The sequence below is a fragment of the Rhodococcus huquni genome, from assembly GCF_055231055.1.
This window is the reverse complement of record NZ_JBUYWE010000014.1, coordinates 40310-65951: the sequence shown is the minus strand read 5'-3', so window position 1 is coordinate 65951 and position 25642 is coordinate 40310. Positions and strand designations below refer to the sequence as shown.

The window sequence follows — 25642 nt, the reverse complement described above, 5'->3', positions numbered from 1 at the left end:
GGCGCGCCACACCGGCGAGGCACCCGAAGAGCAGGAGCTACGGCATGACTACTACTCTGCCTAGTGGAGATCGAACCTGACGCCATGGAGGCCAAACCGTGACTGCTCTCGACAAGCCGACTCGCCGAGTCGCTACCGCCGTCGCTCTCGTCGCCGGCGGTGCTCTCACGCTGTCCGCCTGTAGCGCAGGACAGATCAGCCAGACCGCCACCCAGGTTGCCGCAGTGAACGGCAATACTGCGGAGGCCGGCCCGCTTGCACTGCGCAACGTGCACATCGTCTTCCCCAACTCGCAGGAGTACAGCCTCGAGCCCGGCGGCGACGCCGTCCTCGCGTTCACCGCGATCAACGCCAGCGAGAACACACCCGAGAAGCTCACCGGCATCACCTCGGAGTTCGCCGGCTCCGTCTCGATCGCCGGGCAGGCAGGCACTGCCGAGATCGCGCCGCAGACCTCGCTCGGCGCAGGCACGTCCACCGAGGACGCTTCCGGCCAGGCCGAGGCGGATGCGCAGACCGCGGGCGATGCGGACGCACCGAGCGACCTGCTCCTCGTGGTCCTCGAAGACCTCGAAGAGGGCGTACGCCCGGGCCTCACCATTCCGGTGACGTTCTCGTTCGAGCAGGCCGGTGACATCACCATGTCGGTGCCGGTCGATGCGGGGCATCAGCTCGACCGCGACGTGTCCGACAAGTCGCCCGTGGAAGGCGACGCCGGACACTGATCGCGCTGTAAAGGCGACGCCGGACACTGATTGCGCTGTAAAGGCGAAGCCGGACACTGACGGGTCTGTCGGTCGGTGTATCTAGGCTGGCCGCGTGGCAACCAAGTTCAGGACAAGTTTTCGCTGTTCGTCGTGTCAGTGCACGGTTCCCAAGTGGGTGGGCCGGTGCCCGGAGTGCAGTAGCTGGGGCACGATGGACGAGGTCTCGTCCGCAGCCTCGGTGACGAGCCGCCCAGGTGCTTCGCTGGCACGCTCGGGTGCGGCAGCGGTATTGCCTTCCACTCCCGCCACTCCCATCACGAAGATCGACGGCACCAGCACGCGCGCGAAGCCCAGCGGCATCGACGAGCTCGACCGCGTTCTCGGCGGCGGCGTGGTCCCCGGATCGGTGGTTCTGCTCGCCGGCGAGCCTGGAGTCGGCAAGTCGACCTTGCTCCTCGAGGTCGTCCACCAATGGGCCAGGCGGGGCCCGGACGAGCGATCCCTCTACGTGACCGGTGAAGAGTCGGCCGGCCAGGTTCGCCTTCGCGCCGACCGCACCGGGGCCGTTCACGACCGCGTGTATCTCGCCGCAGAATCCGATCTCGCGACGATCCTCGGACACGTCGAGCAGGTCCGACCGACTCTTTTGATCGTCGACTCGGTACAGACGATGCTGGCAGCGGATGTCGACGGTGTGACCGGCGGTGTCACGCAGGTGAAGGCGGTCACCAGCGCTCTCACCTCGCTTGCGAAGGCCAGCGGAATTCCTGTCCTGCTCATCGGCCATGTCACCAAGGACGGCGCCGTTGCCGGTCCTCGCTCACTCGAACACCTCGTGGACGTCGTGCTCCATTTCGAGGGCGACAAGCACTCCACGCTGCGCATGGTTCGTGGCGTCAAGAACCGTTTCGGAGCAGCAGACGAGGTGGGTTGTTTCGAGCTACGGGAGGACGGGATCGCGGGGATCAGCGACCCGTCCGGCTTGTTCCTCCACCATCGCGGAGAAACCGTGCCGGGCACTGCGGTCACGGTCACGATGGACGGCAAACGGCCACTGCTCGGTGAAGTGCAGGCCCTCGTGGCTGCTACCTCGATGCCCGCACCACGGCGCGCGGTGAGCGGTCTCGACAGCGCCCGAGTAGCGATGGTTCTCGCAGTTCTCGACCGCCGCTGCCGGATCTCGCTCGCCAAGAGCGACGTATACGCAGCAACAGTGGGCGGAATGCGGATGACCGAGCCGTCCTCGGACCTGGCACTGGCCGTCGCGGTGGCGTCGGCGGTGAAAGACCGGCCCCTGCCCGAGGGCACGATCGTTCTCGGCGAAGTAGGTCTCGCTGGTGAGGTAAGACGGGTTCCCGGGGTCGGACGCAGGCTCGCCGAGGCGGCGCGGCTCGGATTCAACCGTGCGATCGTGCCGACCGACTCCGGCGCTGCCCCCAAGGGGATGCGTTCCACCGAGGTCACGGATCTGGGCGGCGCACTGCGTGCACTCGGACTCCAGTAGTGCCCTCGTCAGATCGACGAGGCGCCGTCGCGGAAGGGCGGAGTGCCGTCGACGTGAGCCTGAACCTTCGCGAAGTGCTCGTCCGTGATGGTGAGAAACAGTGCCCGCGAGGTGCCCACCACGGTGTCGGGATCCGCGCCCGGCCCCTCGACGATCACGGCCTCGGCGCTGGTGTAGATCTTGCGCCGTACGGTGCCGTCGACGCGCGACCTGAGTTCGAGGACCGCGCCCAGCGGAATCGGACGCGCAAAGTCGATCTCCAGGTGCCCGGTGACCACGCGTTGGCCGAACGCCAGGCACGCCATGCCCTGCGCCTCGTCGAATGCCGTCGAGAGAATCCCACCGTGGATGACGCCCGGGCCGCCCTGGTATCGCTTGGCAACCTCGAGGCGCCCCCACACCTCGAGGCCGGCACCGGCGACAAAGCTCATCGACATTCCGGACGGCTGGTCGTCCCCGCACCCGAAGCATTTCGACCAGTGCTGAGGGAGCGGCCGACCTGCTTCGGGGAATGTGTCCGGGCGTGACGGCACGATGACGTCGTCGGGCAAAGTCCAGGTACTACTCATGGCTAGGTAATCTAAACGCGGGTCCGCGGGCGCTTTGCCTCCGGACCCACCGAAAGTGACGTCGACCTCAGCAGGAGTTTCGCGATGAACGATGCCGAATCGTCGGCTGCGCTGCGCGAAACCATCGCCCGACTCGCGCCTGGCACCGCATTGCGAGACGGTCTCGAACGGATTCTTCGTGGTCGTACCGGCGCCTTGATCGTGCTCGGATACGACGAGCAGATGGAAGAACTGTGCGACGGCGGTTTCGAACTGGACGTCGAGTTCGCGCCGACTCGTCTGCGGGAACTGTCGAAGATGGACGGCGCGGTCGTGTTGTCCACCGACGGTTCGCGGATCGTGCGCGCCAATGTCCAGCTCGTTCCCGACCCCAAGATTCCCACCGTCGAGTCCGGAACCCGGCACCGCGCGGCCGAGCGAACAGCGATGCAGACCGGGTATCCGGTGGTCTCGGTCAGCCAGTCGATGAGCATCGTCAGCGTGTACGCGGGCGGAATACGGCACGTCATCGACGGTTCGGCGACGATCCTGTCGCGCGCGAATCAGGCGGTCGCCACGCTCGAACGCTACAAGGCACGACTCGACGAGGTCACCCGCCAGCTGTCCGTCGTGGAGATCGAAGACTTCGTCACTCTGCGCGACGCACTCACCGTCGTTCAACGCCTCGAGATGGTGCGCCGAGTGTCGGTGGAAATCGAGCAGGACGTCCTCGAACTCGGCACCGACGGGCGCCAGTTGGCTTTGCAGCTCGAAGAGCTCGTCGGCGACAACGACGTGTCACGGCAACTGATCGTCCGCGATTACCTTGCAGGTCGCGGGCCGGCCGCGACCGCCGATGTGGACGCCGCTCTCGCGGCCCTCGACGCGATCACCGACGCCGATCTCCTGGACCTGACGGTTCTCTCACGAGCTTTCGGCTATCCCGGAACGATCGAGGCTCTCGAGGCCCCGATGAGTCCACGTGGTTACCGCGTTCTGACGCGGGTCCCGCGGCTGCAGTTCAATCAGATCCATCGCCTGGTCGGGTCTTTCGGCACCTTGCAGGGCCTGCTGGCTGCCACCGCCGCCGATCTGCAGTCCGTGGAGGGCATAGGCGGTCTGTGGGCAAGGCACATCCGTGAGGGCCTGTCCCGCCTGGCCGAGAGTTCGATCGCCGGTCCTTACGACTGACCGCTGCCCACCACGGATACCAACGCCACCCGAACGGCATCGAGGTGTTCGGCCATGGCACGTGCCGCTGTGTCGTAGTCTCCGGATTCGATTCCGTCCACGATCTGCGAATGCTCGTCGTTCGACTTGTCCTGCCGTCCGGCGACGAGGTTCAACGTCTCGGACTGCCGAGTGAGGGCTTCGCGGATGTCGACGATCACCGATTCGAATACCCGGTTTCCACTCGTGCGTGCGACGAGCGCATGGAACTGGGCATCCAGCGAGACCCACACGAGCGGATCGTCCTCGTCGCGCATCTGTTCCACGAGCCCGCGTAGTGCCGCCAGATCCTCCGGCACACGCCGGAGGGCCGCCAGACCTGCCGCTGGAATCTCCACATGCGGGCGAGCCTCGACCAGTTCCTTCGCCGCGTACGTGCCGAAATCCAGATCGCGAGCAATCGACTCGCTGACGACGAACGTTCCGAGACCGGACTTCGTTTCGGTGAGTCCCAATGCGTGGCACGACCGCAACGCCTCTCGGATCACCGAACGGCTGACCCCATGCCTTGCCGCGAGCGAGGCCTCGGAAGGGAGCTTCTCGCCGATGGGCAGTTCACCCGCGGTGATCGCTTCGCGGAGGTCCGCGAGGACAGCTTCCGCTGCACTGACACGCGCCGTCACAGGACGCCTGGCTGCCCAGCTGTCCGACAGGTTCATTCGGACATTGTGCGCAACCTCCGACCAATCCGTCAACAGTCGCCGACGAGCGCAACCGGGACTCGACATCCACAGGGTTGACGACGAGAAGTGACGGGGGTAACAATTGCACCTGTCCGACAGCCTGATAGGCAGATGGCCGGGTCGCTGTACCGCACACCCCACCACATCCACTCAGAGCTGCGCTCGCAACAGTCCAGGTGAGGAACGACCGTGCCAATAACCCGAACCGAACACGATCTGCTCGGCGAACGCCAGGTGCCCACAGATGCCTACTGGGGCATACACACCCTGCGCGCCGTGGAGAACTTTCCGGTCACCGGCCGCAGTATCTCCTCCAACCCGCATCTGATTCGAGGCCTCGCGTACGTCAAGTGGGCTGCAGCGGTCACCAACGCGAAGCTCGGGATTCTCGACTCCGTCCGCGCCGAGGCCATCGCGCGCGCCTGCCGAGAGATCACCGAAGGCAGGTGGCACGACCAGTTCGTGGTGGATGTCGTTCAAGGCGGCGCGGGCACATCCACCAACATGAACGCCAACGAGGTCATCGCCAATCGGGCGCTCGAACTCCTCGGCCACAATCGCGGCGAATACCACCATCTGCACCCGAACGAACACGTCAATCTCAGTCAGTCGACCAACGACGTCTACCCCACAGCCGTCAACGTCTCCACGATCTTCGCCATATCGGAACTCTCGGAAGCGCTTCTGATACTCCAGGATGCGTTCGCGGCCAAAGCAATCGAATTCGCCGATACCGTGAAGATGGGCAGGACGCAGCTCCAGGACGCCGTACCCATGACACTCGGCCAGGAGTTCGGCACGTACTCCGTCATGCTCGAGGAGGATCGTGCGCGACTGGGCGAGGCGGCCCTGCTCGTTCACGAGATCAACCTCGGAGCGACTGCGATCGGTACGGGGCTCAACGCGCCGGCCGGATACGCGGAAGCGGCATGCAACCAACTCCGCGAACTGACCGGCCTGCCCGTCGTCCTCGCCACCGACCTCGTCGAGGCCACCCAGGACGTGGGTCAGTTCGTCCATCTGTCGGGTGTGCTGAAGCGGATCGCCGTCAAGTTGTCCAAGGTCTGCAACGACCTCCGACTGCTCTCGTCCGGCCCGCGAGCCGGCTTGAACGAAATCAACCTTCCTCCCGTGCAGGCAGGTTCGTCGATCATGCCCGGCAAAGTGAATCCGGTGATCCCCGAGATGGTCAATCAGGTCGCCTACCAGATAATCGGCAACGACGTGACGATCACAATGGCTGCAGAGTCGGGGCAGCTCCAGCTGAACGCCTTCGAGCCGATCATCGTGGATTCGCTTTCTCAGGGCATTCGCCATCTCGATGCTGCCTGCCGAATCCTCTCGTCCCGGTGCGTCGTCGGTATCACCGCGAACTCCGAACTCCTACGCGAGCGGGTCGAGAACTCCATCGGGCTCGTCACCGCCCTCAATCCGTACATCGGGTACGGGGCATCGACGGATATCGCACGGGAGGCTCTCTTGTCCGGTCGCAGGGTCGCCGATCTCGTGATCGAGGCCGGCCTCGTCGACAGGGAGGAACTCGACAGGCTCCTGCGCCCCGAGCACCTCGCCAATCTTCGCGATCCAGGCCCGGCTCGCAAGGCTGTCTCGGCGGCCACGGAGGTCGTATCGTGACTATCGAGAAGGACGATGCACCAGTAGACAGGGCGGTCTTCGAGGAAGAAGACCTCGGGTATCGAAAGTCTCTGGGTCCGCGACAAATTCAGATGATCGCCATCGGTGGCGCCATCGGCACCGGACTCTTCATGGGTGCAGGCGGACGTTTGAATCAGGCTGGGCCTGCCCTCGTTCTCGTCTATGCACTGTGCGGATTCTTCGCCTTCCTGATCTTGCGCGCCCTGGGTGAACTTGTGATGCACCGCCCCTCGTCCGGATCCTTCGTGTCCTACTCACGAGAGTTCTTCGGCGAGAAGATGGCGTTCGCGACGGGCTGGCTCTACTGGATGAACTGGGCGATGACAGCGGTCGTGGATGTCACCGCCGTCGCGCTCTACATGAACTTCTTCAAGAAGTACTGGTCCCCGCTCGGCCACATCGACCAGTGGGTGTTCGCACTCGCCGCAGTAGTTCTCGTGCTGGGACTCAATCTCGTGTCGGTGAAGGTGTTCGGCGAGTTGGAGTTCTGGTTTGCCCTGATCAAGGTCGTTGCTCTCGTCGCCTTCCTCGGCGTCGGCATCTACTTCGTACTCTTCGGTGATCCGATAAACGGGCACAGCCCGGGATTCGGGCTGATCGCCGAGAACGGCGGAATGTTCCCGAGCGGAATCCTGCCCGCAGTTGTCGTCATCCAGGGGGTCGTGTTCGCTTACGCGTCGATCGAACTGGTCGGCACCACGGCAGGAGAGACCAAGAATCCCGAGAAGGTGATCCCGAAGGCGATCAACACGGTGATCGTTCGAATCCTCGTGTTCTACGTCGGATCTGTTCTGCTGCTGTCACTTCTACTCCCCTATACGGCGTATCACGCCGGCGAGAGCCCGTTCGTCACGTTCTTCGGCGCTATCGACGTCGAGGGCGCGGACGCCATCATGAACCTGGTGGTTCTCACGGCTGCTCTGTCGTCGCTCAACGCCGGCCTGTACTCGACCGGCCGAATCCTGCACTCGATGGCCATGACCGGGTCCGCGCCCAGGTTCGCTGCCCGAATGAACAAGTCCGGCGTTCCATACGGAGGAATCGCCATGACGGGCGTCGTGATCCTTCTCGGGGTGGGACTCAACGCCGTTGTTCCTTCGCAGGCATTCGAGATCGTTCTGAACCTGGCTGCGCTCGGCATCATCAGCGCTTGGGCCGTGATCGTCCTGTGCCAGTTGAAGTTCTGGAAACTGACGCAGGACGGCCGGATGCGAAGGCCCGATTTCCGGATGTTCGGCGCCCCTTATTCCGGAATACTCACACTCGCATTTCTCGCATGCGTCGTGATCCTGATGGCATTCGACAAGCCGGTCGGCACGTGGACCGTCGCGTCGATTGCAATCATCGGTCCGATACTGGTGATCGGGTGGTTCTGCGCACGAAACCGAATCCGTACCCTTGCCGCGGAGCGCGACGGCAACCCGACGGTTTCGGACAGCCCCTCCCTCTGACCACCACCGAGCAAGAAGGGCAGACAGTGCCGAGAATCTCCGTCGTCACCACCGGCGGCACCATAGCCAGCACCCGCGACGAACGCGGCGTCAGCACACCGGTCGTCGCAGGGTCGGAGGTCCTGCAGGCGGCCGCCGCCCACGCAGACCTCCGCATCGTCGAGGTGATGTCCAAGGACAGCTCCAGCCTGACGTTCGCGGACATGGACGCCATCCGCGAAGCCGTGCAGTCACAACTGGCCGACCCAGATCTGGACGCGGTGGTCGTGCTCCACGGCACCGACACCATGGAAGAGTCCGCATTCCTGGTCGATCTTCACCACGAGGACCCACGCCCGGTCGTGTTCACCGGCGCCCAGAGGACGTTCGATCATCCCGACTCCGACGCCGCGGCCAATCTCCTCACCGCAATCACCGCGGTGACGGATCGCGCCCACCACCGATCAGGGGTCTCGATCGCGTTCGGCGGCAAAGTGCATCACGTACCCGGCACTCGGAAGATCGACACGAGTGCCCTCGATGCGTTCGGCTCGGTCGTTCCCGGCGAAGAACCGCAGCGATGCGCGAAGACCTTGCCTTGGCATCCGACAGCGGACGTTCGCGTAGACATCGTCGCCGTGTACCCGGGCGCGGACCGAGTACAGATCGATGCCTGCGCGGCGGCAGGAACTCACGGTCTCGTCATCGAAGGACTCGGTTCCGGCAACGCGAATCCCGATGTGGTCCGCGGCGTCCGCGACTGTGTGGACGCCGACATCCCGGTCGTCGTCACCACCCGTGTTCCATGGGGACCGACCTCGCCGGGCTATGGCGGGGGCGGTGGCGGAGACGACTTGATTCAGGCTGGAGCCATGTTTTCCACCGACCTCCGAGCCGGCCAGGCACGGGTACTCCTCGCTTCCCTGCTGGCAGACCCGGGCTTGGATCGACTCGCGCTGCGACGAACTTTCGAGAGCTTGTCCCGGATTCGAACGGACTCCGACTGTCAGCCGAAGTTGAACGGTTCCGGCGTACTCCGCAACTGACCGAGCTGACCGACGACGGTGTACGCACCGGGCCCGATCGGGTCACGCTGCGGTTCGGGCTGTTGCAGGCAGTCCGGGGCGGACGTCTTCGCGGACCACTTCACGGAGAAGACGGCCTGCTCGCCGGGCGCAAGTGTGCGCATGTCGGGCTCACCCTGTGGGAAGCAGTCGATGTTGGACCACAGACGCTGATTGCCGTCCAGCGTGTAGACGAGCACCTGCTGCAATCCGCTACCCAGGTCCCGCTCACACGGAGTGGTTCCGATATTGGTGATCACGGTGGTGAAGGTCGGTTCCTCACCGGCCGCATAGTTCGGCTTCTCGCCGGTCGCCTTGATGGCCAGCGACTGATCGGGGCACTGGCCGGCAGGAACCGGCTCTGCACTCGTCGACGAAGTAGACGAGGAACCCGAAGAGGTCGCCGATCCACTCGACTCGCTGGAACCGCTCGAGTCGCCGGTACCACCGGAGCCACCGGAGCCCTCGCTTGCCTTCTCGTCCGCCTTCTCGCTCGGGGTGGCAGGAGCCGAAGTCAACGAAGACGTGGCCGCTGCCGCGCCCGTCTCCGGATCGTCTCCGCCCCCGCCCAAGGAACTCAGCAACCACACCAAGAGCGCCACGACGACGACGCCGACACCGATCGCGAGTGCACGGCGACGCCAGTAGATCTCGGGGGGCAACGGTCCATTTGGTTCGAGCACGGTGTCAACGGTAGTTCGGGGTGCTCGACCTATGGCTCACCAGGTCCGGCGTGTCGCGCTCAGCTGGGAGTCTCGCCGATGTCGCCGACCACACCCTGAAGGTGCATTCGGCTGTCGGAGAGCTTGTATGTGACGCCCGCCACCGCGCAGGTGCCGTTCTCGATCCGCTCGGCAATGATGCGAGAGCGTTGCTGCAACAACGACGCCGTCTCGAGAGTGTGGCGCGCCACGAACTCGTCGGGCGTGGTCAGCCCCTCGTTACGGCCCATGAGGATCGACGGGGCGACACGCTCGACCAGCGTGCGAATGAATCCGTTCGGAATGTTGCCGTTGTCGAGCGCATCCAGGGTTGCTTTCACTGCGCCGCAGCCCTCGTGCCCGAGAACCACGACCAGCGGCACGTTCAAGATTTCCACCCCGTACTCGATCGATCCGAGCACCGCGTCGTCGATAGCTTGACCGGCGGTTCGGACCACGAACATGTCCCCGAGCCCCTGATCGAAAATGATCTCGGCGGCCACTCGCGAGTCACCGCAACCGAAGATGACCGCTGTGGGGTGCTGCTCGTTCACGAGCTTCGCACGGTCTGCGATTCCCTGGCTGGGATGGAGCGATGCACCGTTGACGAAACGATCGTTACCCTGGCGCAGTGACTTCCAGGCCGATATCGGGTTGGAGTTGGGCATGGAGCCATTGTGCACCCGCGCTGTTTCAGCTGTTGGGCGGGCACATTACCGGTATCCGAAATCCGACTGACACAACCGCGAGGGAGAGTGTGAGAACACGTGACCGTCGATACATCGGCCCTGATCGCGTGGTACGAGACCCACGCCCGTGATCTTCCGTGGCGGCAGGAGAACGTCACGGCCTGGCACATCCTGATGAGCGAGATCATGCTGCAGCAGACGCCCGTCGCGAGAGTTGCTCCGATCTGGGAGGAATGGGTCGAGAGGTGGCCCGTGCCTTCCGCGATGGCTGCGTCGAGCCAGGCCGACGTGCTCCGGGCCTGGGGGAAACTCGGATATCCCCGACGCGCGATGCGGCTGCACGAGTGCGCAGGAGTACTCGCGTCGGCGCACGGCGATGTGGTGCCCGGCGATGTCGACACGTTGCTCGGCCTTCCGGGAATCGGCGCCTACACAGCCAGAGCCGTCGCCTGCTTCGCGTACGGCCAGAGGGTTCCGGTGGTGGACACCAACGTGCGGCGCGTCGTCGCACGGGCAGTGGACGGTTCGGCGGAACCGGGTAACCCGTCGACGACCCGAGACCTCGCGGCGGTCGAGAAGCTTCTCCCCCGCACACGAGCGCGTGCCGCGACCTTCTCGGCCGCCCTCATGGAACTGGGCGCGACTGTCTGCACGGCACGCAACCCCGCATGTGAGAGGTGCCCGCTTCCCGACTGCGCCTGGACGGAAGCCGGAAGGCCCGAGTACACCGGGGAACGTCGCAAGGTCCAGAAGTTCGCCGGAACGGACCGTCAGGTGCGCGGCAAGCTGATGGCGGTGCTGCGCGAGAGCGAGACGCCGGTGCAGCGCGCGCGCTTGGACACCGTGTGGCTCACCGATCCTGGGCAGCGGGATCGGGCATTGCATTCGCTGCTCGTCGACGGCCTCGTCGAGCAGACCGACGACGGGTTGTTCGCCCTGGCCGGCGAAGGCTGACTCGATTTCCCTCCCCTGCCCCCGACCAATGTCACACCGGTTCACGTGGGTTGAACGTGTGTGACATTGGTCCGGGGGCGGGAGGGGGTCAGGGCAGGGTTCGGAGGAAACGTTCGACGACCTCGCGGTATCGATCCGGCTGATCGTCGTGCACGAGGTGGCCGGCTTCGGCTATACGTACGTATTGCGCCGCAGGATGATCGTCTGCCATACGCCGCATCTGTCCGGCCGGCGTAATCGTGTACTCGCCTTCGATCAACAACGCCGGCACCTCGACGTCGTACCATTGATCCCAGAAGTGCCGTCCACCCCACTCCTCGGAGATGTCGCGGAACGTCGCGACCTCACCGTGCAGATACCAACCGTCGGCCCGCTCTTCGAACGCATCGAGGAAGTAGCGACCCGCGACGGGCCCGAAGTATTCGATGGCCGCCGCTTCGGTCGGGAACGGTTGCGGCCATTCCTCGATCATCGCCGCCCAATCGCGTGCCGTGCGGCCACGGAAGTCGGGTGCCATGTCTTCCAATACGAGTGCGCGAACCCTCTCGGGACGGGCTGCCGCGAACGTCCACGCGTGCAGAGCACCCATGGAATGCCCGATCACGATCATCGGTTCCCGAATCGACTTCACATTGGTGTCGAGATCCATCACGAACGACTCGGTGGTCAACTCGTCCGGCTCCGGCCGACCGTGCCCGGCGGCATCGAACGTGTACACGTGACCGTGATTTCGCAGCCACGGGACCTGACGGCGCCAGGTTCGGGCGCTGCCCATCAAGCCGTGCAACAGCAGAATCGGCGGGCCGTCCCCGCCCTCGTCGTGAAGCGCACCATCGTCCGACACGGGTGCCACGCTAGCGGAGTAGCCTCACCGACATGGCTGTCGTCAAGATCAATGCAATCGAAATCCCCGAGGGTGCGGGCGCCGAGCTCGAGAAGCGCTTCGCCAATCGCGCGCACGCCGTCGAGAATTCACCGGGCTTCCTCGGCTTCCAGCTGCTGCGCCCCGTCAAGGGCGAGAACCGCTACTTCGTGGTCACCCAGTGGGAGACGGAGGAGGCATTCGCAGAGTGGCGCGACGGCCCCGCACGCGACGCACACGCCGGTGAACGCCAGAAGCCTGTCGCCTCCGGTGCGTCGCTGCTCGAGTTCGAGGTCGTGCTGGACGTCGCCGCCAAGAGCTGACCGACACCCGAGCTGATTGACACCGACTGCCTGCCGGTGTCAAAGTTCGCAGGACAACGCGATGATTCGACAGGAATCCGGTGCAATTCCGGAGCGGTCGCGCCACTGAACAGCCAGATACTGTCGGTCGTCGCCAGGACCTAGGGGACGCGAAATCCCAGGAGGAACCACCGTGGCAATTGCCTACTCTCCCGATACCCGGATCGACGGCTCCAAGCTGGCCGTCATCGCCTTTGCAGTCGTACTGCTCTCGATGCTTGCGCTGTACATCGTCGGGTTCGACCAGGGAGCAGTGTCTCGTACCGGCATGTTCATGCACGAGCTCATGCACGACGGGCGCCACCTGATGGGTCTGCCTTGCCACTGACGACTGGTGCACACATCCAGTCGGAGTCCTTCACCAAGCTCCTGATCCGCGGTCTCCTTGCCGGCCTGATCGCCGGAATCCTCGCCGGCGGCGTGGCATTCGTGCTCGGCGAACCGCACGTGGATTCTGCGATCGCGCTGGAGGAATCGGCTGCGGCCGAAGGCCACGATCACGGCGCCGCCGAAGCAGCTGCCGAAGGTGGGCACTCGCACGACGAAGAAGACGCACTTGTCAGCCGCGACGGCCAGAAGGGCGGCCTCTTCCTGGCGACCGCGTTGGCGGGGCTTGCACTGGGCGCCATCTTCGCGGTGGTTCTGCACTATGCCCGGCGCCTCACTGCGATCTCCGGCGCGCTTCTTGCGATGATCCTCGCCGGTCTCGGCTGGCTGGCGATCGAAGCGGTTCCCTTCTTCAAGTACCCGGCCAATCCGCCTGCGGTCGGCGATCCCGACACCATCGATCAGCGCACGTGGCTGTGGCTCGCCACCGTTCTCCTCGGTCTGCTGGCTGTCACCGTCGCCGTGTTCGTCGCGAGGCGCGTAAACAACGGGAATCTCCTCTCGCTTCGGGTCATCGCCCCGGTGTCAGCATTCCTCGCGGTCGTCGTCATCGGGTACCTGGTCTTGCCGAGCATCAACGAGGTCGGCGAAGATTTCCCCGCCACTCTCCTGTGGGAGTTCAGGCTGTCGTCCCTCGCGACCCAGGCAACGCTCTGGTTGGTGTTGGGCGCGGCATTCGCTTTCCTCACCGATCGCGCAGCGAAGGGTGCCGTCGTCGCTCAGGAGAACGTGCGCCGATAGACCACCGTCGCGAATCCATAGACGACGAGCGGAGCTCCGAGGCACTCCCGACAGGTCCGGTGTCTCGGCCTCTGGTACGGGTAGCGACTCACTCTCCTGGGTGATGTGAATCCGTTTTCAGCGCACGAACATCGAAGTATGTCCACGGAACAGGTAGAAGCCTCGAGCGTTCCGCGATCCGTCGATCGCGCCTACTGGTTGCTCGTACTCGCACTCGCGGCCGGTGTGGTCGAGATGATCGCGCAGGCGTCCACTGCATTACAGCAACCAGAGGTCGACGTTCCGATGCTGTCGCTGCAGTTGTGCATGCGACTGACCGTCTACGCGGCTGTGCTCTTCGTGATGGGTCGTTTTCGTCAGGGCAAGCGCTGGGCGCGAATGGCCCTCGGGTTCGGACTGGGCGTCGCGGGGATCGCTTCCCTGATCAGCGAACCACTCGCCTGGGCATTCTCCGGTGACCCCCTGCCGACGCTCACGCAAGAATTGGCGGTGATCGCGTGCGCCCGCACAATCCACATCGTGGCGGTGGTCGGTGCCGTCGTACTCATGCTCGCTCCTGAAGCCAACCGATACTTCGGTTCGCAGCGGCGCTCGAATCGACTCCGCGCGCTCGGGTCCGCGGAGTAACGTCGAACGAGTCGGGCATGCGCTCGACGAGACGCGGCGCTCACCCTCAGGGGGCACGTATGGCTCTTGTATATACGCCGAACCGGCACATCACCGACTCCATCGGCATCGCACTGTTCGCGGTGGGTGCCGTTTTGCTGGCACTACTCACTTTGTACCTGGTCGGATTCGACCAGGGAGCAATCTCCCGTAGCGGCATGTTCATGCACGAACTGATGCACGACGGCCGCCACCTGATGGGACTCCCCTGCCACTGACCAGGTGTGCAAGTGCCTCCGATCATCCCGAGCGGAGCAATAGATGGGTACTCAGTCCACCCGAGCCGAGTTCGACTCGGTGTCCGATCGCGTAGCCGAATACAACCCCGTACGCGGCGAGTCCCTCGACTCCCCGTACGAGCTGTCCAACGAGTCCTTCGATGCTCTCCGGCATGTACTCCACGACGTAGGGGGACAACCCGCACTACCCGTCGAGTACAAGGAGAAGGTCGAGGAAGACTGGGAGATGAACACCTACGTCACCTGCGAATGTTTGGGATGGCGAGGGGTGTGGAATTCCGAAGAACGTCGCCGAGCCGAGAACGACCTCGGCGCGACGCTGTACTTCGGGCTCCCCTATTACGCGCGGTGGATCACGGTCGCCGCGAAGACTCTTGTCAACAAGGGCGTCATCACACCCGACGAGTTGTCGGCCAAGCTCGACGAAGTGAGAGCGCGAATGCACGAGGCCCAGCGATGAGAAGCTTCGAGATCGGGGACCGCGTGCGAGTCCGCGAGTCCACGTCCATGTTTCACACCCGCACCCAGGCCTTCATCCGCGGGCACACCGGCGTGATCGTGGAACACCGACCCGAGTGGGTCATCCCCGAGGACGAAGCGTGGGGCAGAGAGGACGGCCGACAGGAACCGTTCTACGTTGTCCGATTCAAGCAAGCCGACCTGTGGGACCGATACACGGGATTCGAGGTCGACACCCTGGAAACCGAATGTTCCGAGCGTTGGTTGGAGGCAGCCCCATGAGCGGTGACCACGGCGATCACGCGCCGATACGGGAATCGGAAGAGATCAGCGAGTTCGAAGTCCTCGAGGCGGCAGTTCGCGAGCTGTCCATCGAGAAGGGCCTGTTCTCCACGGAAGACCACCGGATGTTCCTCGAATGGGCAGAATCCGTGGGTCCGTCCGGCGGTTCGCGTCTCGTCGCGAAGTCCTGGGTCGATCCCGAGTTCAAGAAGCGGCTACTCGAGGACGGGACCGAGACGTGCAAGGAAATCGGCATCGACTGGCGGGACCCCACCGGGTCCGGCACGCCCAGCGACTACACCTATTTCTACGTCCTCGAGAACACCCCAGAGGTCCACAACGTGATCGTGTGCACCCTGTGCTCGTGCTACCCCAGACCGGTCCTAGGCATGTCCCCCGACTGGTATCGCACCCCCAACTACCGTCGCCGGATGGTGCGGTGGCCACGCCAAGTTCTGGCCGAGTTCGGACTGCACATGCCGCCGAACGTCGAAGTCCGCGTGCACGACTCGAATCAGAAGTCACGGTTCATGGTGATGCCGATGCGACCCGAGGGAACCGAAGGCTGGAGCGAAGACGAACTCGTCCAGATCGTCACGAGGGACACGATGATCGGCGTGGCACTCCCACGGGCCGATTGGACGGCGCAGCAGCCGCCTTCGGAGATCAGCGGAGGTGCCGCGTGACGAGGGCGGAGGGCTATCGCGTCCTACACGAAGCCCTCCCACCCGATCAGGTTCGCACCGACACCGGACTCACCGATCTGGATCGCAAGCCGGCCCCGTGGGAATCGAGCATGCAGGCCGTCTGCGAGTGCCTCTCGTGGCGAGGCGCATGGGACAACCTCGAACGCCGCAACGCCGAGGACCAACTCGGCGAAACCGTCTATCGAGACTTTCCCGTGCACAGCCGATCGGTCGTGGCGACCACCCACGAACTGCTCGATCGAGGGGTCGTCAGCGAAGACGAACTCACCGCCAAGATGAACGAGATTCGTGACCGCTGGAGCCAGGGCTGATCACAATTCGTCGATCGTGATCAGCCCGTCCTGCAACGCCCGCACGAGCAGAGCAGTCTTGGTGGTGGCCGGACGGCCGGCGGCGGCATACTTGTCGCGAATCCGCACGAGGTGGGTGTTGACCGTGCCCTGGGCAATGTAGAGCCGCCGGGCCACCTCGATCTTCGATTCGCAACGCAACCATTCGCGAAGCACCTCGATCTCGCGATGCGACAAGGCTGCCTGGATATTCACACACTTGGTCTCGACAACGGCATCCATTGCGAAAGCCCCCTCTTGTTAAGCCCCGACCCGGCCGAACAATGAGAAGTTATCAGGTGCCACCGACACGTTCGTGCGGAACCTCCGGTTTACGCAGGTGCAGCTTCCAATTAGCTACTAAAACGATCAACTTTCCAACGCTGCATCCAGCGAGATTTCGACGCCCGTGAGCGCCTTGCTCACCGGGCACGACTCCTTCGCTGCCTGCGCCGCCTTCGCGAAGCCGTCCGCATCGAGCCCGTCGACCTCGCCGCGCACGATCAGCTTGATCCCCGTCAGTTTGAATCCTGGATCGTCCGGGCCGAGCGAGACCTCCGCCTTCACCTCGAGACTCTGCGGCGTCCCACCTGCTTCCGCGACCAGCGCCGACAACTGCATCGCGTAGCACGACGAGTGGGCGGCGGCGATCAGTTCCTCCGGGCTGGTGGTGCCGCCGGCGTCGTCCGCCGCGCGTTTGGGGAACGAGACCTCGAAAGTGGCTGCCCCGGAACTGGACAGTTCGACCTGCCCACTTCCCTGTTCGAGAGTTCCGTTCCAAGCAGTGCGTGCGGTCCGTGTGGGCATCGCGTTTCCTCATTCCTGATCGGAGTCGAGAATTACGTCCATCCCGAAACGTACTCGTTCAGGAGAGTCCTGCCCACCCGTCACCACTACCGTGCCGGGCCACCACCCGGAGGGCCCGTTCCCGTACTTCCTGCCGCACCTCGTCAGGTGCCACGACCTCGCAGTCGTCCCCGTAGCGCCACACCGTGTTCGCGACGTGCGCCACGCCCCCGAACTCCGCTTCCACCACGGACCACCCATCGCCTCGATCGGTGTTCGACACGATCGCAATCGTGGTGCCCGCGATCGCTTCCACCCGGTGGGTACGTATTCGCAGAACTGCAGTGACGAAGTCCCGCGTCGCTCGAAACCGTTCGCGACGCGATACCCACATCGCCCGCAGATCGATGTCCGCCGGCCGATTCGCCAGCTCGTCCAGCATCGACACGTCCGTCATCCGCGACAGCCGATAGGTGCGCTCCTGTCCGTCATGCAGTGCGACGAGGTACCAATGGCCCGAGGCATTCACCAATCCGATCGGGTCCACGACACGAACCGACGGCTCCTTGTCGGCGGCCGCGTACGTCATACGTATGCGGCGGCCGACGAACACCGCCTCTTGCACCAGTCCGAGGTACTCGTCACGATGCGGGTCGATCAACCAACCGCTCTCGCTGACCAGAATGCGCTCGGCAACTTTCGACGCCGCGGCGCGGTGGGCTTCCGGCATCGCCGCCATCACCTTTCGCATCGCCGACGCGAAGGCAGGTGCCATCCCCAACGTTTCGGACGTCCCTGCCGAACCTGCGGCAAGCAGGGCCTTGGACTCCTCGACCGTGAGGCCGGTGAGATCGGTCGTGAATCCGGGTAGGAGCTCGAAGCCGCCGTCGCGGCCCCGCTCTGCGTAGACCGGGATCCCGGATGTGGACAGCGCCTCGATGTCACGCAGGACGGTTCGCGGCGACACCTCCAACTCCAGAGCGAGGGCCGACGCCGACATGCGACCACGATTGCGCAACAGGAGAACGAGTGAGAGGAGACGGTCTGCGCGCATACGGAAAGTCTTTCAGAGATACATGACAGAAGATGTCATGTATGGGGTCGAAAGTAGACCTCATGACCAACACAGCGACACACACGGACCCTCGCCCCCTCTACCGCGATGCCCTCGCCTGGGTCTCCGAATTGATCGACGGAGTGCAGACGGACCAGCTACCCCTCCCTACCCCATGCGTCGAATTCGACGTTCGCACCTTGCTCGGGCACCTCGTCGCCACCGTGGAGCGTGCGCGAGTCATCGGCGCCGGCGGTGATCCCGCTTCCGTCCCTTTGGTTCTCACCGACATCGCCGATGGTGACTACGGGAACGCCTACCGCTCGGCCACCGAGCGGATGTGGGCAGTCTGGAACGATGACGCCCTCCTCGACACCGTGGTGACTCCCCCGTGGGGCCCGGTACCCGGCCGCGGCGCCATCGGCGGCTACCTCAACGAGACGCTCGTGCACGGCTGGGACCTCGCCGTGGCAACGCAGCAGAAGCCCGAGGCCGCGCCCGACGTGGCGGAGGCCGCACTGACCATGGCCCGCGCGATGATTCCCGCCTCGCCACGTGGCGGGTTCATCCCCTTCGACGAAGTCGTCGAATCTTCACCGGATGCAGGTCCGACGGAGAAGCTGGCGAACTGGTCCGGCCACGGACGCCGGGAGGGCTCGTCATCGGGGCAGTGAACGCTCCACGGCGGCAGCGACGAGGCGGTCGAAATGCGCCTCGTCGTGCAGGTCGGGCAACGTCAGGCGATCGACGACCATCCAGTTGAGTGCCGAATACAGCAACTCCACCGTGGTGGCGTCGCCCGGCATACCGGAAGCGAGGTGGTTCTCGATGTTGAAGTCGAGGTCGGCGCGTACACGTTCTCCGAGGACGCGGCGAAGTTCGGGGCGACGGGTCGCCTCCAGCCTGAGCTCGAGCAAAGCGAGGAACCCGGTCCGGAACGTTGCGACTCTCTCGACGGTCTCGCGCATCAACTTCGTCAGGTGGGCGACGTCGTGAGCACCCTTCGCCAGATCTGCGAAAACCGCACTTTCGGGCACGAGGCGCTCGTAGATTCTCCCGCCCGACTGGGTCAACAGGTCGTCGCGATTGGCGAAGTAGTTCGAGGCCGTCCCGTTGGGCACCGCAGCGCGCGCATCCACCGCACGGAAGGTGAGCCCACGAGCCCCCTCGTCGGCCAGCACCTCGATAGCTGCATCGACAAGAGCTGCTCTACGTTCCGGATTTCGACGCACTTGACACCACTCCATCTGTAGTACATTCTCGAACTACAGACAGAGTACTACGAATGGAGTGGTAATGCGAAAGCTCGTCTACTACGTCGGCACCACCCTCGACGGCTACATCGCCGGACCGGACGAACAGATCGAGTTCTTTCCCGTGTCGGAGACGATGGCCGGCTGGATCAACGAGCGCTACCCCGACACCGTGCCCACCCATTTGCGAGAGCCCTTCGGCCTGACCGACGCCGAGAATCAGGCCTTCGACACCGTCGTCATGGGCCGGGCCACGTACGACCCCGCACTCGCCATCGGCATCACGAGTCCGTACGCCCACCTTCGGCAGTACGTGGTGTCGAAAACTCTCGGCGATTCGGACGACCCTGCCGTCACCATCGCCACCGACCCGGTCGAATTGATACACCAACTCAAGGAAGAGTCCGGCTTGGACATCTGGCTCGCCGGCGGGGGCAAACTCGCAGGTGCGCTCCTCCCGGAAATCGACGAGATGATCATCAAACGGTACCCGGTGGTCGCGGGATCGGGTCTTTCCGTGTTCGACGGCGCCTTCGATCCGACGCTGTTCCACCCGACCGGATCGGAGCAGTTCGACAACGGCGCGGTAGTCACCTGGCTCAGCCGTACCTGATCACCAGTGCGCCAAACGAGAGCGGACCACCAGCGTGATGCTGGTGGCCCGCTCTCGTTGCCTGGGTGTCAGGACTCCTGGCTGGTTCCTTCACCTTCGCCCGACGTGCTCGACAGCACGGTCTCCGGCGAATCCGGAACCTCGACCGGCTTGTCGCTCGGCGCGAACGTGAACTTGGCGTCCTCGCCCTGGCCTTCGCCGTCCCAGTTCTCGACGTCGACGAGCACGATGTGGCCGGGGCCGATCTCTCCGAAGAGGATCTTCTCCGACAGCTGATCCTCGATCTCGCGCTGGATCGTGCGACGCAACGGACGCGCACCGAGCACCGGATCGAATCCGCGCTTGGCGAGCAGTGCCTTCGCCTTGTCGGTGATCTCGATGGCCATGTCCTTGTTCTTCAGTGCCTTCTCGACGCGCGCCACCATGAGATCCACCATCTCCACGATCTGCTCCGTGGTGAGCTGGTGGAACACGACGATGTCGTCGATACGGTTGAGGAACTCGGGCCGGAAGTGCTTCTTCAGCTCGTCGTTCACCTTGAGCTTCATCCGCTCGTAGTTCGACTCGTCGCCCTTACCTGTGGTGAAGCCGAGGCCCACAGCCTTGGAGATGTCCGAGGTACCGAGGTTCGAGGTGAAGATGAGCACCGTGTTCTTGAAGTCCACGGTGCGGCCCTGACCATCGGTCAGACGGCCGTCTTCGAGCACCTGCAGGAGCGTGTTGTAAATCTCCTGATGGGCCTTCTCGATCTCGTCGAACAGCACGACGCTGAACGGCTTGCGGCGCACCTTCTCTGTGAGCTGGCCGCCCTCTTCGTAGCCGACGTACCCGGGAGGGGCACCGAACAGCCGCGAAGCAGTGAAGCGGTCGTGGAACTCGCCCATGTCGATCTGGATGAGGGCGTCGTCCTCGCCGAACAAGAAGTTGGCGAGCGACTTCGCGAGCTCGGTCTTACCGACACCGGACGGGCCGGCGAAGATGAACGAGCCGGACGGACGCTTCGGGTCCTTCAGGCCGGCGCGGGTACGACGGATTGCCTTCGCAACCGCCTTGACCGCGTCTTCCTGGCCGATGATCCGCTTGTGCAGCTCCTCCTCCATGCGGAGCAGACGGGTGGTCTCCTCCTCGGTGAGCTTGAAGACGGGAATACCGGTCCAGTTGCCCAGAACCTCGGCGATCTGCTCGTCGTCGACCTCGGCGATGACGTCCAGGTCACCGGAACGCCACTGCTTCTCGCGCTCTGCGCGCTGAGCGACGAGCGTCTTCTCCTTGTCGCGCAGGTTCGCAGCCTTCTCGAAGTCCTGCGCGTCGATCGCGGATTCCTTCTCGCGACGGGCATCGGCGATCTTGTCGTCGAACTCGCGCAGGTCCGGCGGAGCGGTCATCCGACGAATGCGCATTCGGGCACCGGCCTCGTCGATGAGGTCGATCGCCTTGTCCGGCAAGAAGCGGTCGTTGATGTAGCGGTCCGCGAGGGTCGCCGCCGCAACCAGGGCACCGTCGGTGATGGACACGCGGTGGTGCGCCTCGTAGCGGTCGCGCAGTCCCTTGAGGATCTCGATGGTGTGGTCGACCGACGGCTCGCCGACCTGCACCGGCTGGAAACGACGCTCGAGTGCGGCATCCTTTTCGATGTACTTGCGGTACTCGTCGAGGGTGGTCGCGCCGATGGTCTGCAGCTCGCCGCGGGCAAGCTTCGGCTTGAGGATCGAGGCCGCGTCGATGGCGCCCTCTGCGGCACCTGCACCCACGAGAGTGTGGAGCTCGTCGATGAACAGGATGATGTCGCCGCGGGTGTTGATCTCCTTGAGAACCTTCTTCAGGCGCTCCTCGAAGTCACCGCGGTAACGGCTGCCGGCCACGAGCGACCCGAGGTCGAGCGTGTAGAGCTGCTTGTCCTTGAGGGTCTCCGGGACCTCGCCGTTGACGATCGCCTGCGCCAGGCCTTCGACGACGGCCGTCTTACCGACACCGGGCTCACCGATGAGCACCGGGTTGTTCTTGGTGCGGCGCGAGAGCACCTGCATCACACGCTCGATCTCCTTCGAGCGGCCGATGACAGGGTCCAGTTTCCCTTCGAGGGCAGCCTGGGTGAGGTTGCGACCGAACTGGTCGAGGACCAGCGAAGTCGACGGGGTGCCGGCCTCGCCGCGGGCGCCGCCCGCCTCGGTCGGCTCCTTGCCCTGGTACCCGGAGAGCAGCTGGATGACCTGCTGACGCACCCGGTTGAGGTCTGCACCGAGCTTGACGAGAACCTGGGCCGCCACGCCCTCACCCTCGCGGATGAGGCCGAGCAGAATGTGCTCCGTGCCGATGTAGTTGTGTCCGAGCTGCAGCGCCTCACGCAGGCTGAGCTCGAGGACCTTCTTGGCGCGCGGGGTGAAGGGGATGTGACCGGACGGGGCCTGCTGACCCTGACCGATGATCTCTTCGACCTGGCTGCGCACTCCTTCGAGGGAGATGCCCAACGACTCCAGCGACTTGGCGGCGACACCCTCGCCCTCATGAATGAGGCCGAGCAGGATGTGCTCCGTACCGATGTAGTTGTGGTTGAGCATCCTGGCTTCTTCTTGAGCCAGGACAACAACGCGCCGTGCGCGATCGGTGAACCTCTCGAACATCGCTCTCCCTCACACTTTCCGACGACCGATCACGAGACCGGATGTCTCGTCCCCGTCCGCCGCGTTTCGCTCCGGCACAAGTGGCGGATGGCGTCGAACCGTTTCAGGTTCCACGACCCCACCTCATACTCTAGTGGGACGACCATCCGACCGGTGCCCCTCCACCCGGATCGGTGAAGGTTCGAATCCGTTCACCCTGCATAACGTCGCAGCTAGGACATTCGTTTCCCCCACCGTGTACGCCGGGAGCGAACAGCCCCGACAAGCCGCGATCGATGCCCTCGAATGCCCCGCTACGCTGGCAGCGCCAAAGTCCGAAGTGTCGTGTTGCCGCAGCGGCGCGTCGTCTCAGTAAGGAACTCGATATGACCCTGTCGGTCACCCGTTCGGATCGCAAACGAATCGTTGCCGCCGCATCCGTGGTTCTGTCGATTGCCGCGATCGCAGGATGCGGCAGCGATTCCGACAAGTCGAACGAAGCCGAAGGGTCGCCCTCGGCATCCACATCGGAGGCTGCAAAAGCTGAAGCGTCGCCGGCCTTCGAAGGTGTCGATCCGTGCAGTCTGGTCCCTTCCGAGAAGGCCGCGGAGGCAGCCGGGGTTCCGGAAATCTCGGCGCAACGCTCCCCACAGGATTCACCGGACATCACCGGCTGCGACTGGGGCGGCTTCGGCGAGGGCACCGCGAGCCTCGCGTTCATGGTCGGTCCCGACACGGGTATGGACTACGAAGTGATCGGAGACGCCGGCGGCAAGGACATCCAGTTGGCGAGCGGCACCCCCGGCAATTGCACGGTTCGGGTGCAGTACGGCAACGATCGGACATTGCTGGTGTCGGTGACGCCGACCGCCCAGGCGAAGGCTTCCGACCAAGCCAACGCGAACCTGAAGTGGTGCGATCAGGCTGCCGACCTCGCCCGCATCGCCGATTCGAATCTCGACTGGGAATAAACCTGTGAGTGGTCGACGAGTCCCTGGACTCGCTGACCACTCACAGGACGACGAAGCCGCAATCAAAGAAAATCCGACGCCAGTTATCTTTCAGCTGGCGTCGGATTCGATCAGTTGGCGTTGTTGTACGCCTCGATAATTTCGGCGGATATGCGACCACGCGCCGATACTTTCTTGTTGTTCTTTCGTGCCCACTCGCGTATTGCGGCACTCTGCTCACGATCGACCGAAACCCGAGACTTACCGGCAGCAGCCGTTACCGCTGCGCGGCCACGCTTACGTGCCGTTGTCTTACGCGCGTTCGAAACCCATACATCCAGCTCACCACGCAATTTTGCGGCATTCTCGGACGAAAGATCGATCTCGTACTGCACACCGTCCAACCCGAACTCGACGGTCTCGTCGGCGGACTTGTCCTGGTCGACGTCATCGATCAACGTCACTGTGACCTTCTTGGCCATGGGATGTTATTCCTCTCGAATGAAACGGCATGACTGCTGCAACGCGAGCTGTACCCGTGCGCAACCTTACCCCGATACCCGAGTCAGAGAATACCCACAAATGGGGAGTGGATCAGATGTGAATCGGTCGAACGTATTGAATGCGAAGAATCAGCGCGCACCAGGTCGAACAATCGGGAACAGAATTGTTTCGCGGATTCCCAAACCGGTCAGTGCCATGAGAAGTCGATCGATTCCCATTCCCGTACCGGTGGTGGGCGGCATGCCCTGCTCCATCGCGGCGAGGAAGTCCTCGTCGAGAACCATCGCCTCGTCGTCACCGGCCGATGCGAGACGCGCCTGATCGACGAATCGTTCACGCTGGATGACCGGATCCACGAGTTCCGAGTAGCCCGTCGCCAGTTCGAACCCGCGTACGTACAGATCCCACTTCTCCGTGACGCCCGCCTTGCTGCGGTGGTCACGAGTGAGCGGTGATGTCTCCACCGGGAAGTCCCGAACGAACGTCGGCGCGAAGAGTTGGTCACCGCACTGGTGCTCCCACAGCTCCTCGACCAGCTTGCCGTGCCCGTAGCCCTTTCCTTCCGGGATCTCGAGACCGACCTTCTTCGCCAGGGCCAGGAGTTCTGCGACGGTGGTTTCCGGGGTCACCTCGACGCCGATCGCCTCGGACAGCGACGGGTACATCTCGAGGGTCTTCCACTCGCCACTCAGGTCGTACTCCGTGCCGTCGGCCAGCGTCACGACCTGTGTGCCGAACGCCTCCTGGGCAACCTCCTGGACCAGTTCCCGGATCATGACTGCCGAGTCGTCGTACGTGCCGTAAGCCTCGTACGTCTCGAGCATCGCGAACTCTGGCGAATGGGTGGAATCGACCCCCTCGTTGCGGAAGTTCCGGTTGATCTCGAATACCTTCTCGATACCACCGACCACGCAGCGCTTGAGGAACAGCTCAGGTGCAATCCTGAGGTACAGATCCATGTCGAGTGCATTCGAGTGCGTCACGAACGGCCGCGCCGCCGCGCCACCGTGCAGGGTCTGCAGCATCGGGGTCTCGACCTCGAGGAAGCCGCGACGATTGAGCGAATCGCGCAACGCACGGACCACGGACACGCGCTTCCTGGCATTCTCGCGTGCTTCGGGGCGCACGATCAGGTCCGCATACCGCTGCCGGACGCGAGACTCCTCGTTCATCTCCTTGTGCGCAACCGGCAGTGGACGCAACGACTTGGACGCGATCTCCCACGAATCCGCCATCACACTGAGTTCACCGCGGCGCGAGCTGATGACTTCACCGTGTACGAACACGAAGTCACCGAGGTCCAGGTCCGACTTCCACGCGGCGAGTGCCGCTTCACCGACGCCCGCCAGGCTGATCATGGCCTGCAGTTGCGTGCCGTCACCTTCCTGGAGGGTCGCGAAGCACAGCTTGCCGGTGTTGCGCATGAAGATGATGCGCCCCGCCACGCCGACCTCGTCGCCGGTGGCCGTATCGGCCTCCAGCTCCGGGTACTTCGCGCGGATCTCGGCGAGCGAGTGAGTGCGCGGCACCGACACCGGATAGGCCTCACGCCCTTCATCGAGAAGGCGCTCCCGCTTCTCCTGCCGGATGCGGAGCTGCTCGGGGGTGTCGTCGACTGGCTGCGCTGCTACTTCACTCACGAGAGACCAGCCTAATACCTGCCGGTAGGCAGCCCGAGGTCA

General features: G+C 64.1%; 31 protein-coding genes and 1 riboswitch. Of the genes, 19 read left to right on the top strand and 12 right to left on the bottom strand.

Going from position 1 to position 25642, the window contains the following annotated elements:
- Positions 1-98 precede the first annotated feature (98 nt).
- Positions 99-725, top strand: a complete 627-nt coding sequence (locus ACZI8R_RS19745) for a copper chaperone PCu(A)C domain-containing protein (RefSeq protein ID WP_463381368.1) — start codon at positions 99-101, stop codon at positions 723-725.
- 94 nt (positions 726-819) lie between these two features.
- Entirely contained in the window at positions 820-2211 is a 1392-nt protein-coding gene (gene radA, locus ACZI8R_RS19740; protein ID WP_463381367.1) for a DNA repair protein RadA, read from the top strand.
- 8 nt (positions 2212-2219) lie between these two features.
- Here radA and ACZI8R_RS19735 read toward each other — a convergent pair whose 3' ends face one another.
- Positions 2220-2780 carry a PaaI family thioesterase gene (locus tag ACZI8R_RS19735; protein WP_463381366.1) on the bottom strand — a complete coding sequence of 187 codons (561 nt, stop codon included), beginning with the start codon at positions 2778-2780 and terminating at the stop codon, positions 2220-2222.
- Positions 2781-2864: 84 nt separating this feature from the next.
- On the opposite strand from ACZI8R_RS19735, the gene disA reads away from it, so the two are divergent.
- Complete coding sequence (disA, locus tag ACZI8R_RS19730) at positions 2865-3950, top strand: DNA integrity scanning diadenylate cyclase DisA (RefSeq protein WP_463381365.1); 1086 nt, start codon at positions 2865-2867, stop codon at positions 3948-3950.
- Here the strand turns inward: disA and ACZI8R_RS19725 are convergent.
- Positions 3941-4648: a FadR/GntR family transcriptional regulator gene (locus tag ACZI8R_RS19725; RefSeq protein WP_463381364.1), complete on the bottom strand. Its 708-nt coding sequence runs from the start codon at positions 4646-4648 to the stop codon at positions 3941-3943. The genes disA and ACZI8R_RS19725 overlap by 10 nt on opposite strands.
- Positions 4649-4861: 213 nt before the next feature.
- Between ACZI8R_RS19725 and ACZI8R_RS19720 the strand changes: the two genes are divergently transcribed.
- From ACZI8R_RS19720 to ACZI8R_RS19710, 3 genes are read left to right on the top strand one after another with little or no spacing between them, the layout of a single operon-like run.
- The gene (locus tag ACZI8R_RS19720; protein ID WP_463381363.1) at positions 4862-6307 is read left to right on the top strand and encodes an aspartate ammonia-lyase; all 1446 of its coding nucleotides are present in this window, start codon (positions 4862-4864) and stop codon (positions 6305-6307) included.
- Positions 6304-7779 (top strand): amino acid permease, encoded by a 1476-nt coding sequence (locus ACZI8R_RS19715; protein ID WP_463381362.1) that lies wholly within the window; start codon positions 6304-6306, stop codon positions 7777-7779. Before ACZI8R_RS19720 ends, ACZI8R_RS19715 begins: the two co-directional genes overlap by 4 nt.
- Before the next feature lie 26 nt (positions 7780-7805).
- Positions 7806-8804, top strand: a complete 999-nt coding sequence (locus ACZI8R_RS19710) for an asparaginase (RefSeq protein WP_463381361.1) — start codon at positions 7806-7808, stop codon at positions 8802-8804.
- Here the strand turns inward: ACZI8R_RS19710 and ACZI8R_RS19705 are convergent.
- Together ACZI8R_RS19705 and ACZI8R_RS19700 are read right to left on the bottom strand one after the other, a co-directional pair.
- A complete protein-coding gene (locus ACZI8R_RS19705; RefSeq protein WP_463381360.1) occupies positions 8765-9505 on the bottom strand; it encodes a hypothetical protein in 741 nt (246 codons plus the stop codon). The two genes, ACZI8R_RS19710 and ACZI8R_RS19705, sit on opposite strands and share 40 nt — an antisense overlap.
- Positions 9506-9564: 59 nt before the next feature.
- Positions 9565-10191, bottom strand: a complete 627-nt coding sequence (locus ACZI8R_RS19700; RefSeq protein ID WP_463381359.1) for a carbonic anhydrase — start codon at positions 10189-10191, stop codon at positions 9565-9567.
- 99 nt (positions 10192-10290) lie between these two features.
- Here ACZI8R_RS19700 and ACZI8R_RS19695 point away from each other — a divergent pair, with 99 nt between their 5' ends.
- Positions 10291-11166 carry an HhH-GPD family protein gene (locus tag ACZI8R_RS19695; RefSeq protein WP_463381358.1) on the top strand — a complete coding sequence of 292 codons (876 nt, stop codon included), beginning with the start codon at positions 10291-10293 and terminating at the stop codon, positions 11164-11166.
- Positions 11167-11254: 88 nt separating this feature from the next.
- Here the strand turns inward: ACZI8R_RS19695 and ACZI8R_RS19690 are convergent, their stop codons facing one another.
- Positions 11255-12010, bottom strand: a complete 756-nt coding sequence (locus tag ACZI8R_RS19690) for an alpha/beta fold hydrolase (RefSeq protein WP_463381357.1) — start codon at positions 12008-12010, stop codon at positions 11255-11257.
- Between the two features lie 32 nt (positions 12011-12042).
- Here ACZI8R_RS19690 and mhuD point away from each other — a divergent pair, with 32 nt between their 5' ends.
- The 9 genes from mhuD (at position 12043) to ACZI8R_RS19645 (ending at position 16182) form a co-directional block, all read left to right on the top strand.
- Positions 12043-12351: a mycobilin-forming heme oxygenase MhuD gene (gene mhuD, locus ACZI8R_RS19685; protein ID WP_463381356.1), complete on the top strand. Its 309-nt coding sequence runs from the start codon at positions 12043-12045 to the stop codon at positions 12349-12351.
- 17 nt (positions 12352-12368) lie between these two features.
- Positions 12369-12493, top strand: a riboswitch (cobalamin riboswitch).
- Between the two features lie 30 nt (positions 12494-12523).
- On the top strand, positions 12524-12718 hold the full coding sequence (locus ACZI8R_RS19680; protein WP_463381355.1) for a CbtB domain-containing protein: 195 nt from the start codon (positions 12524-12526) through the stop codon (positions 12716-12718).
- Entirely contained in the window at positions 12709-13518 is an 810-nt protein-coding gene (locus ACZI8R_RS19675) for a CbtA family protein (protein WP_463381354.1), read from the top strand. The genes ACZI8R_RS19680 and ACZI8R_RS19675 overlap by 10 nt, the downstream gene beginning before the upstream one ends.
- Before the next feature lie 138 nt (positions 13519-13656).
- The gene (locus tag ACZI8R_RS19670) at positions 13657-14145 is read left to right on the top strand and encodes a hypothetical protein (RefSeq protein ID WP_463381353.1); all 489 of its coding nucleotides are present in this window, start codon (positions 13657-13659) and stop codon (positions 14143-14145) included.
- Between the two features lie 59 nt (positions 14146-14204).
- Positions 14205-14402: a CbtB domain-containing protein gene (locus ACZI8R_RS19665; RefSeq protein ID WP_463381352.1), complete on the top strand. Its 198-nt coding sequence runs from the start codon at positions 14205-14207 to the stop codon at positions 14400-14402.
- Positions 14403-14445: 43 nt separating this feature from the next.
- Positions 14446-14883 (top strand): hypothetical protein, encoded by a 438-nt coding sequence (locus tag ACZI8R_RS19660; protein WP_463381351.1) that lies wholly within the window; start codon positions 14446-14448, stop codon positions 14881-14883.
- Complete coding sequence (locus ACZI8R_RS19655; protein WP_463381350.1) at positions 14880-15164, top strand: SH3-like domain-containing protein; 285 nt, start codon at positions 14880-14882, stop codon at positions 15162-15164. The genes ACZI8R_RS19660 and ACZI8R_RS19655 overlap by 4 nt, the downstream gene beginning before the upstream one ends.
- Positions 15161-15850 carry a thiocyanate hydrolase subunit gamma gene (gene scnC, locus ACZI8R_RS19650; protein ID WP_463381349.1) on the top strand — a complete coding sequence of 230 codons (690 nt, stop codon included), beginning with the start codon at positions 15161-15163 and terminating at the stop codon, positions 15848-15850. The genes ACZI8R_RS19655 and scnC overlap by 4 nt, the downstream gene beginning before the upstream one ends.
- Positions 15847-16182: a ScnB gene (locus ACZI8R_RS19645; protein ID WP_463381348.1), complete on the top strand. Its 336-nt coding sequence runs from the start codon at positions 15847-15849 to the stop codon at positions 16180-16182. Before scnC ends, ACZI8R_RS19645 begins: the two co-directional genes overlap by 4 nt.
- Here ACZI8R_RS19645 and ACZI8R_RS19640 read toward each other — a convergent pair whose 3' ends face one another.
- From ACZI8R_RS19640 to ACZI8R_RS19630, 3 genes are all read right to left on the bottom strand, one after another.
- Positions 16183-16443 (bottom strand): response regulator transcription factor, encoded by a 261-nt coding sequence (locus ACZI8R_RS19640; protein ID WP_463381347.1) that lies wholly within the window; start codon positions 16441-16443, stop codon positions 16183-16185. It abuts the gene before it with no gap.
- A 126-nt stretch (positions 16444-16569) separates the two neighbouring features.
- On the bottom strand, positions 16570-17007 hold the full coding sequence (locus ACZI8R_RS19635) for an OsmC family protein (protein ID WP_463381346.1): 438 nt from the start codon (positions 17005-17007) through the stop codon (positions 16570-16572).
- Between the two features lie 58 nt (positions 17008-17065).
- Complete coding sequence (locus ACZI8R_RS19630) at positions 17066-18040, bottom strand: helix-turn-helix transcriptional regulator (RefSeq protein ID WP_463381345.1); 975 nt, start codon at positions 18038-18040, stop codon at positions 17066-17068.
- Positions 18041-18102: 62 nt separating this feature from the next.
- On the opposite strand from ACZI8R_RS19630, the gene ACZI8R_RS19625 reads away from it, so the two are divergent.
- Positions 18103-18714: a TIGR03086 family metal-binding protein gene (locus ACZI8R_RS19625; RefSeq protein ID WP_463381344.1), complete on the top strand. Its 612-nt coding sequence runs from the start codon at positions 18103-18105 to the stop codon at positions 18712-18714.
- Here ACZI8R_RS19625 and ACZI8R_RS19620 read toward each other — a convergent pair.
- A complete protein-coding gene (locus tag ACZI8R_RS19620; RefSeq protein WP_463381343.1) occupies positions 18700-19272 on the bottom strand; it encodes a TetR/AcrR family transcriptional regulator in 573 nt (190 codons plus the stop codon). The genes ACZI8R_RS19625 and ACZI8R_RS19620 overlap by 15 nt on opposite strands.
- A 64-nt stretch (positions 19273-19336) precedes the next feature.
- On the opposite strand from ACZI8R_RS19620, the gene ACZI8R_RS19615 reads away from it, so the two are divergent.
- Positions 19337-19906 (top strand): dihydrofolate reductase family protein, encoded by a 570-nt coding sequence (locus ACZI8R_RS19615; protein ID WP_463381342.1) that lies wholly within the window; start codon positions 19337-19339, stop codon positions 19904-19906.
- Positions 19907-19974: 68 nt separating this feature from the next.
- Here ACZI8R_RS19615 and ACZI8R_RS19610 read toward each other — a convergent pair whose 3' ends face one another.
- Positions 19975-22527, bottom strand: a complete 2553-nt coding sequence (locus ACZI8R_RS19610) for an ATP-dependent Clp protease ATP-binding subunit (RefSeq protein ID WP_463381341.1) — start codon at positions 22525-22527, stop codon at positions 19975-19977.
- Between the two features lie 365 nt (positions 22528-22892).
- On the opposite strand from ACZI8R_RS19610, the gene ACZI8R_RS19605 reads away from it, so the two are divergent.
- A complete protein-coding gene (locus ACZI8R_RS19605) occupies positions 22893-23477 on the top strand; it encodes a DUF3558 family protein (protein ID WP_463381340.1) in 585 nt (194 codons plus the stop codon).
- Positions 23478-23587: 110 nt separating this feature from the next.
- Here ACZI8R_RS19605 and ACZI8R_RS19600 read toward each other — a convergent pair whose 3' ends face one another.
- Together ACZI8R_RS19600 and lysS are read right to left on the bottom strand one after the other, a co-directional pair.
- Entirely contained in the window at positions 23588-23938 is a 351-nt protein-coding gene (locus ACZI8R_RS19600) for a histone-like nucleoid-structuring protein Lsr2 (RefSeq protein WP_463381339.1), read from the bottom strand.
- Positions 23939-24088: 150 nt separating this feature from the next.
- Entirely contained in the window at positions 24089-25600 is a 1512-nt protein-coding gene (gene lysS / locus ACZI8R_RS19595) for a lysine--tRNA ligase (RefSeq protein ID WP_463381338.1), read from the bottom strand.
- Between the last annotated feature and the right edge of the window lie 42 nt (positions 25601-25642).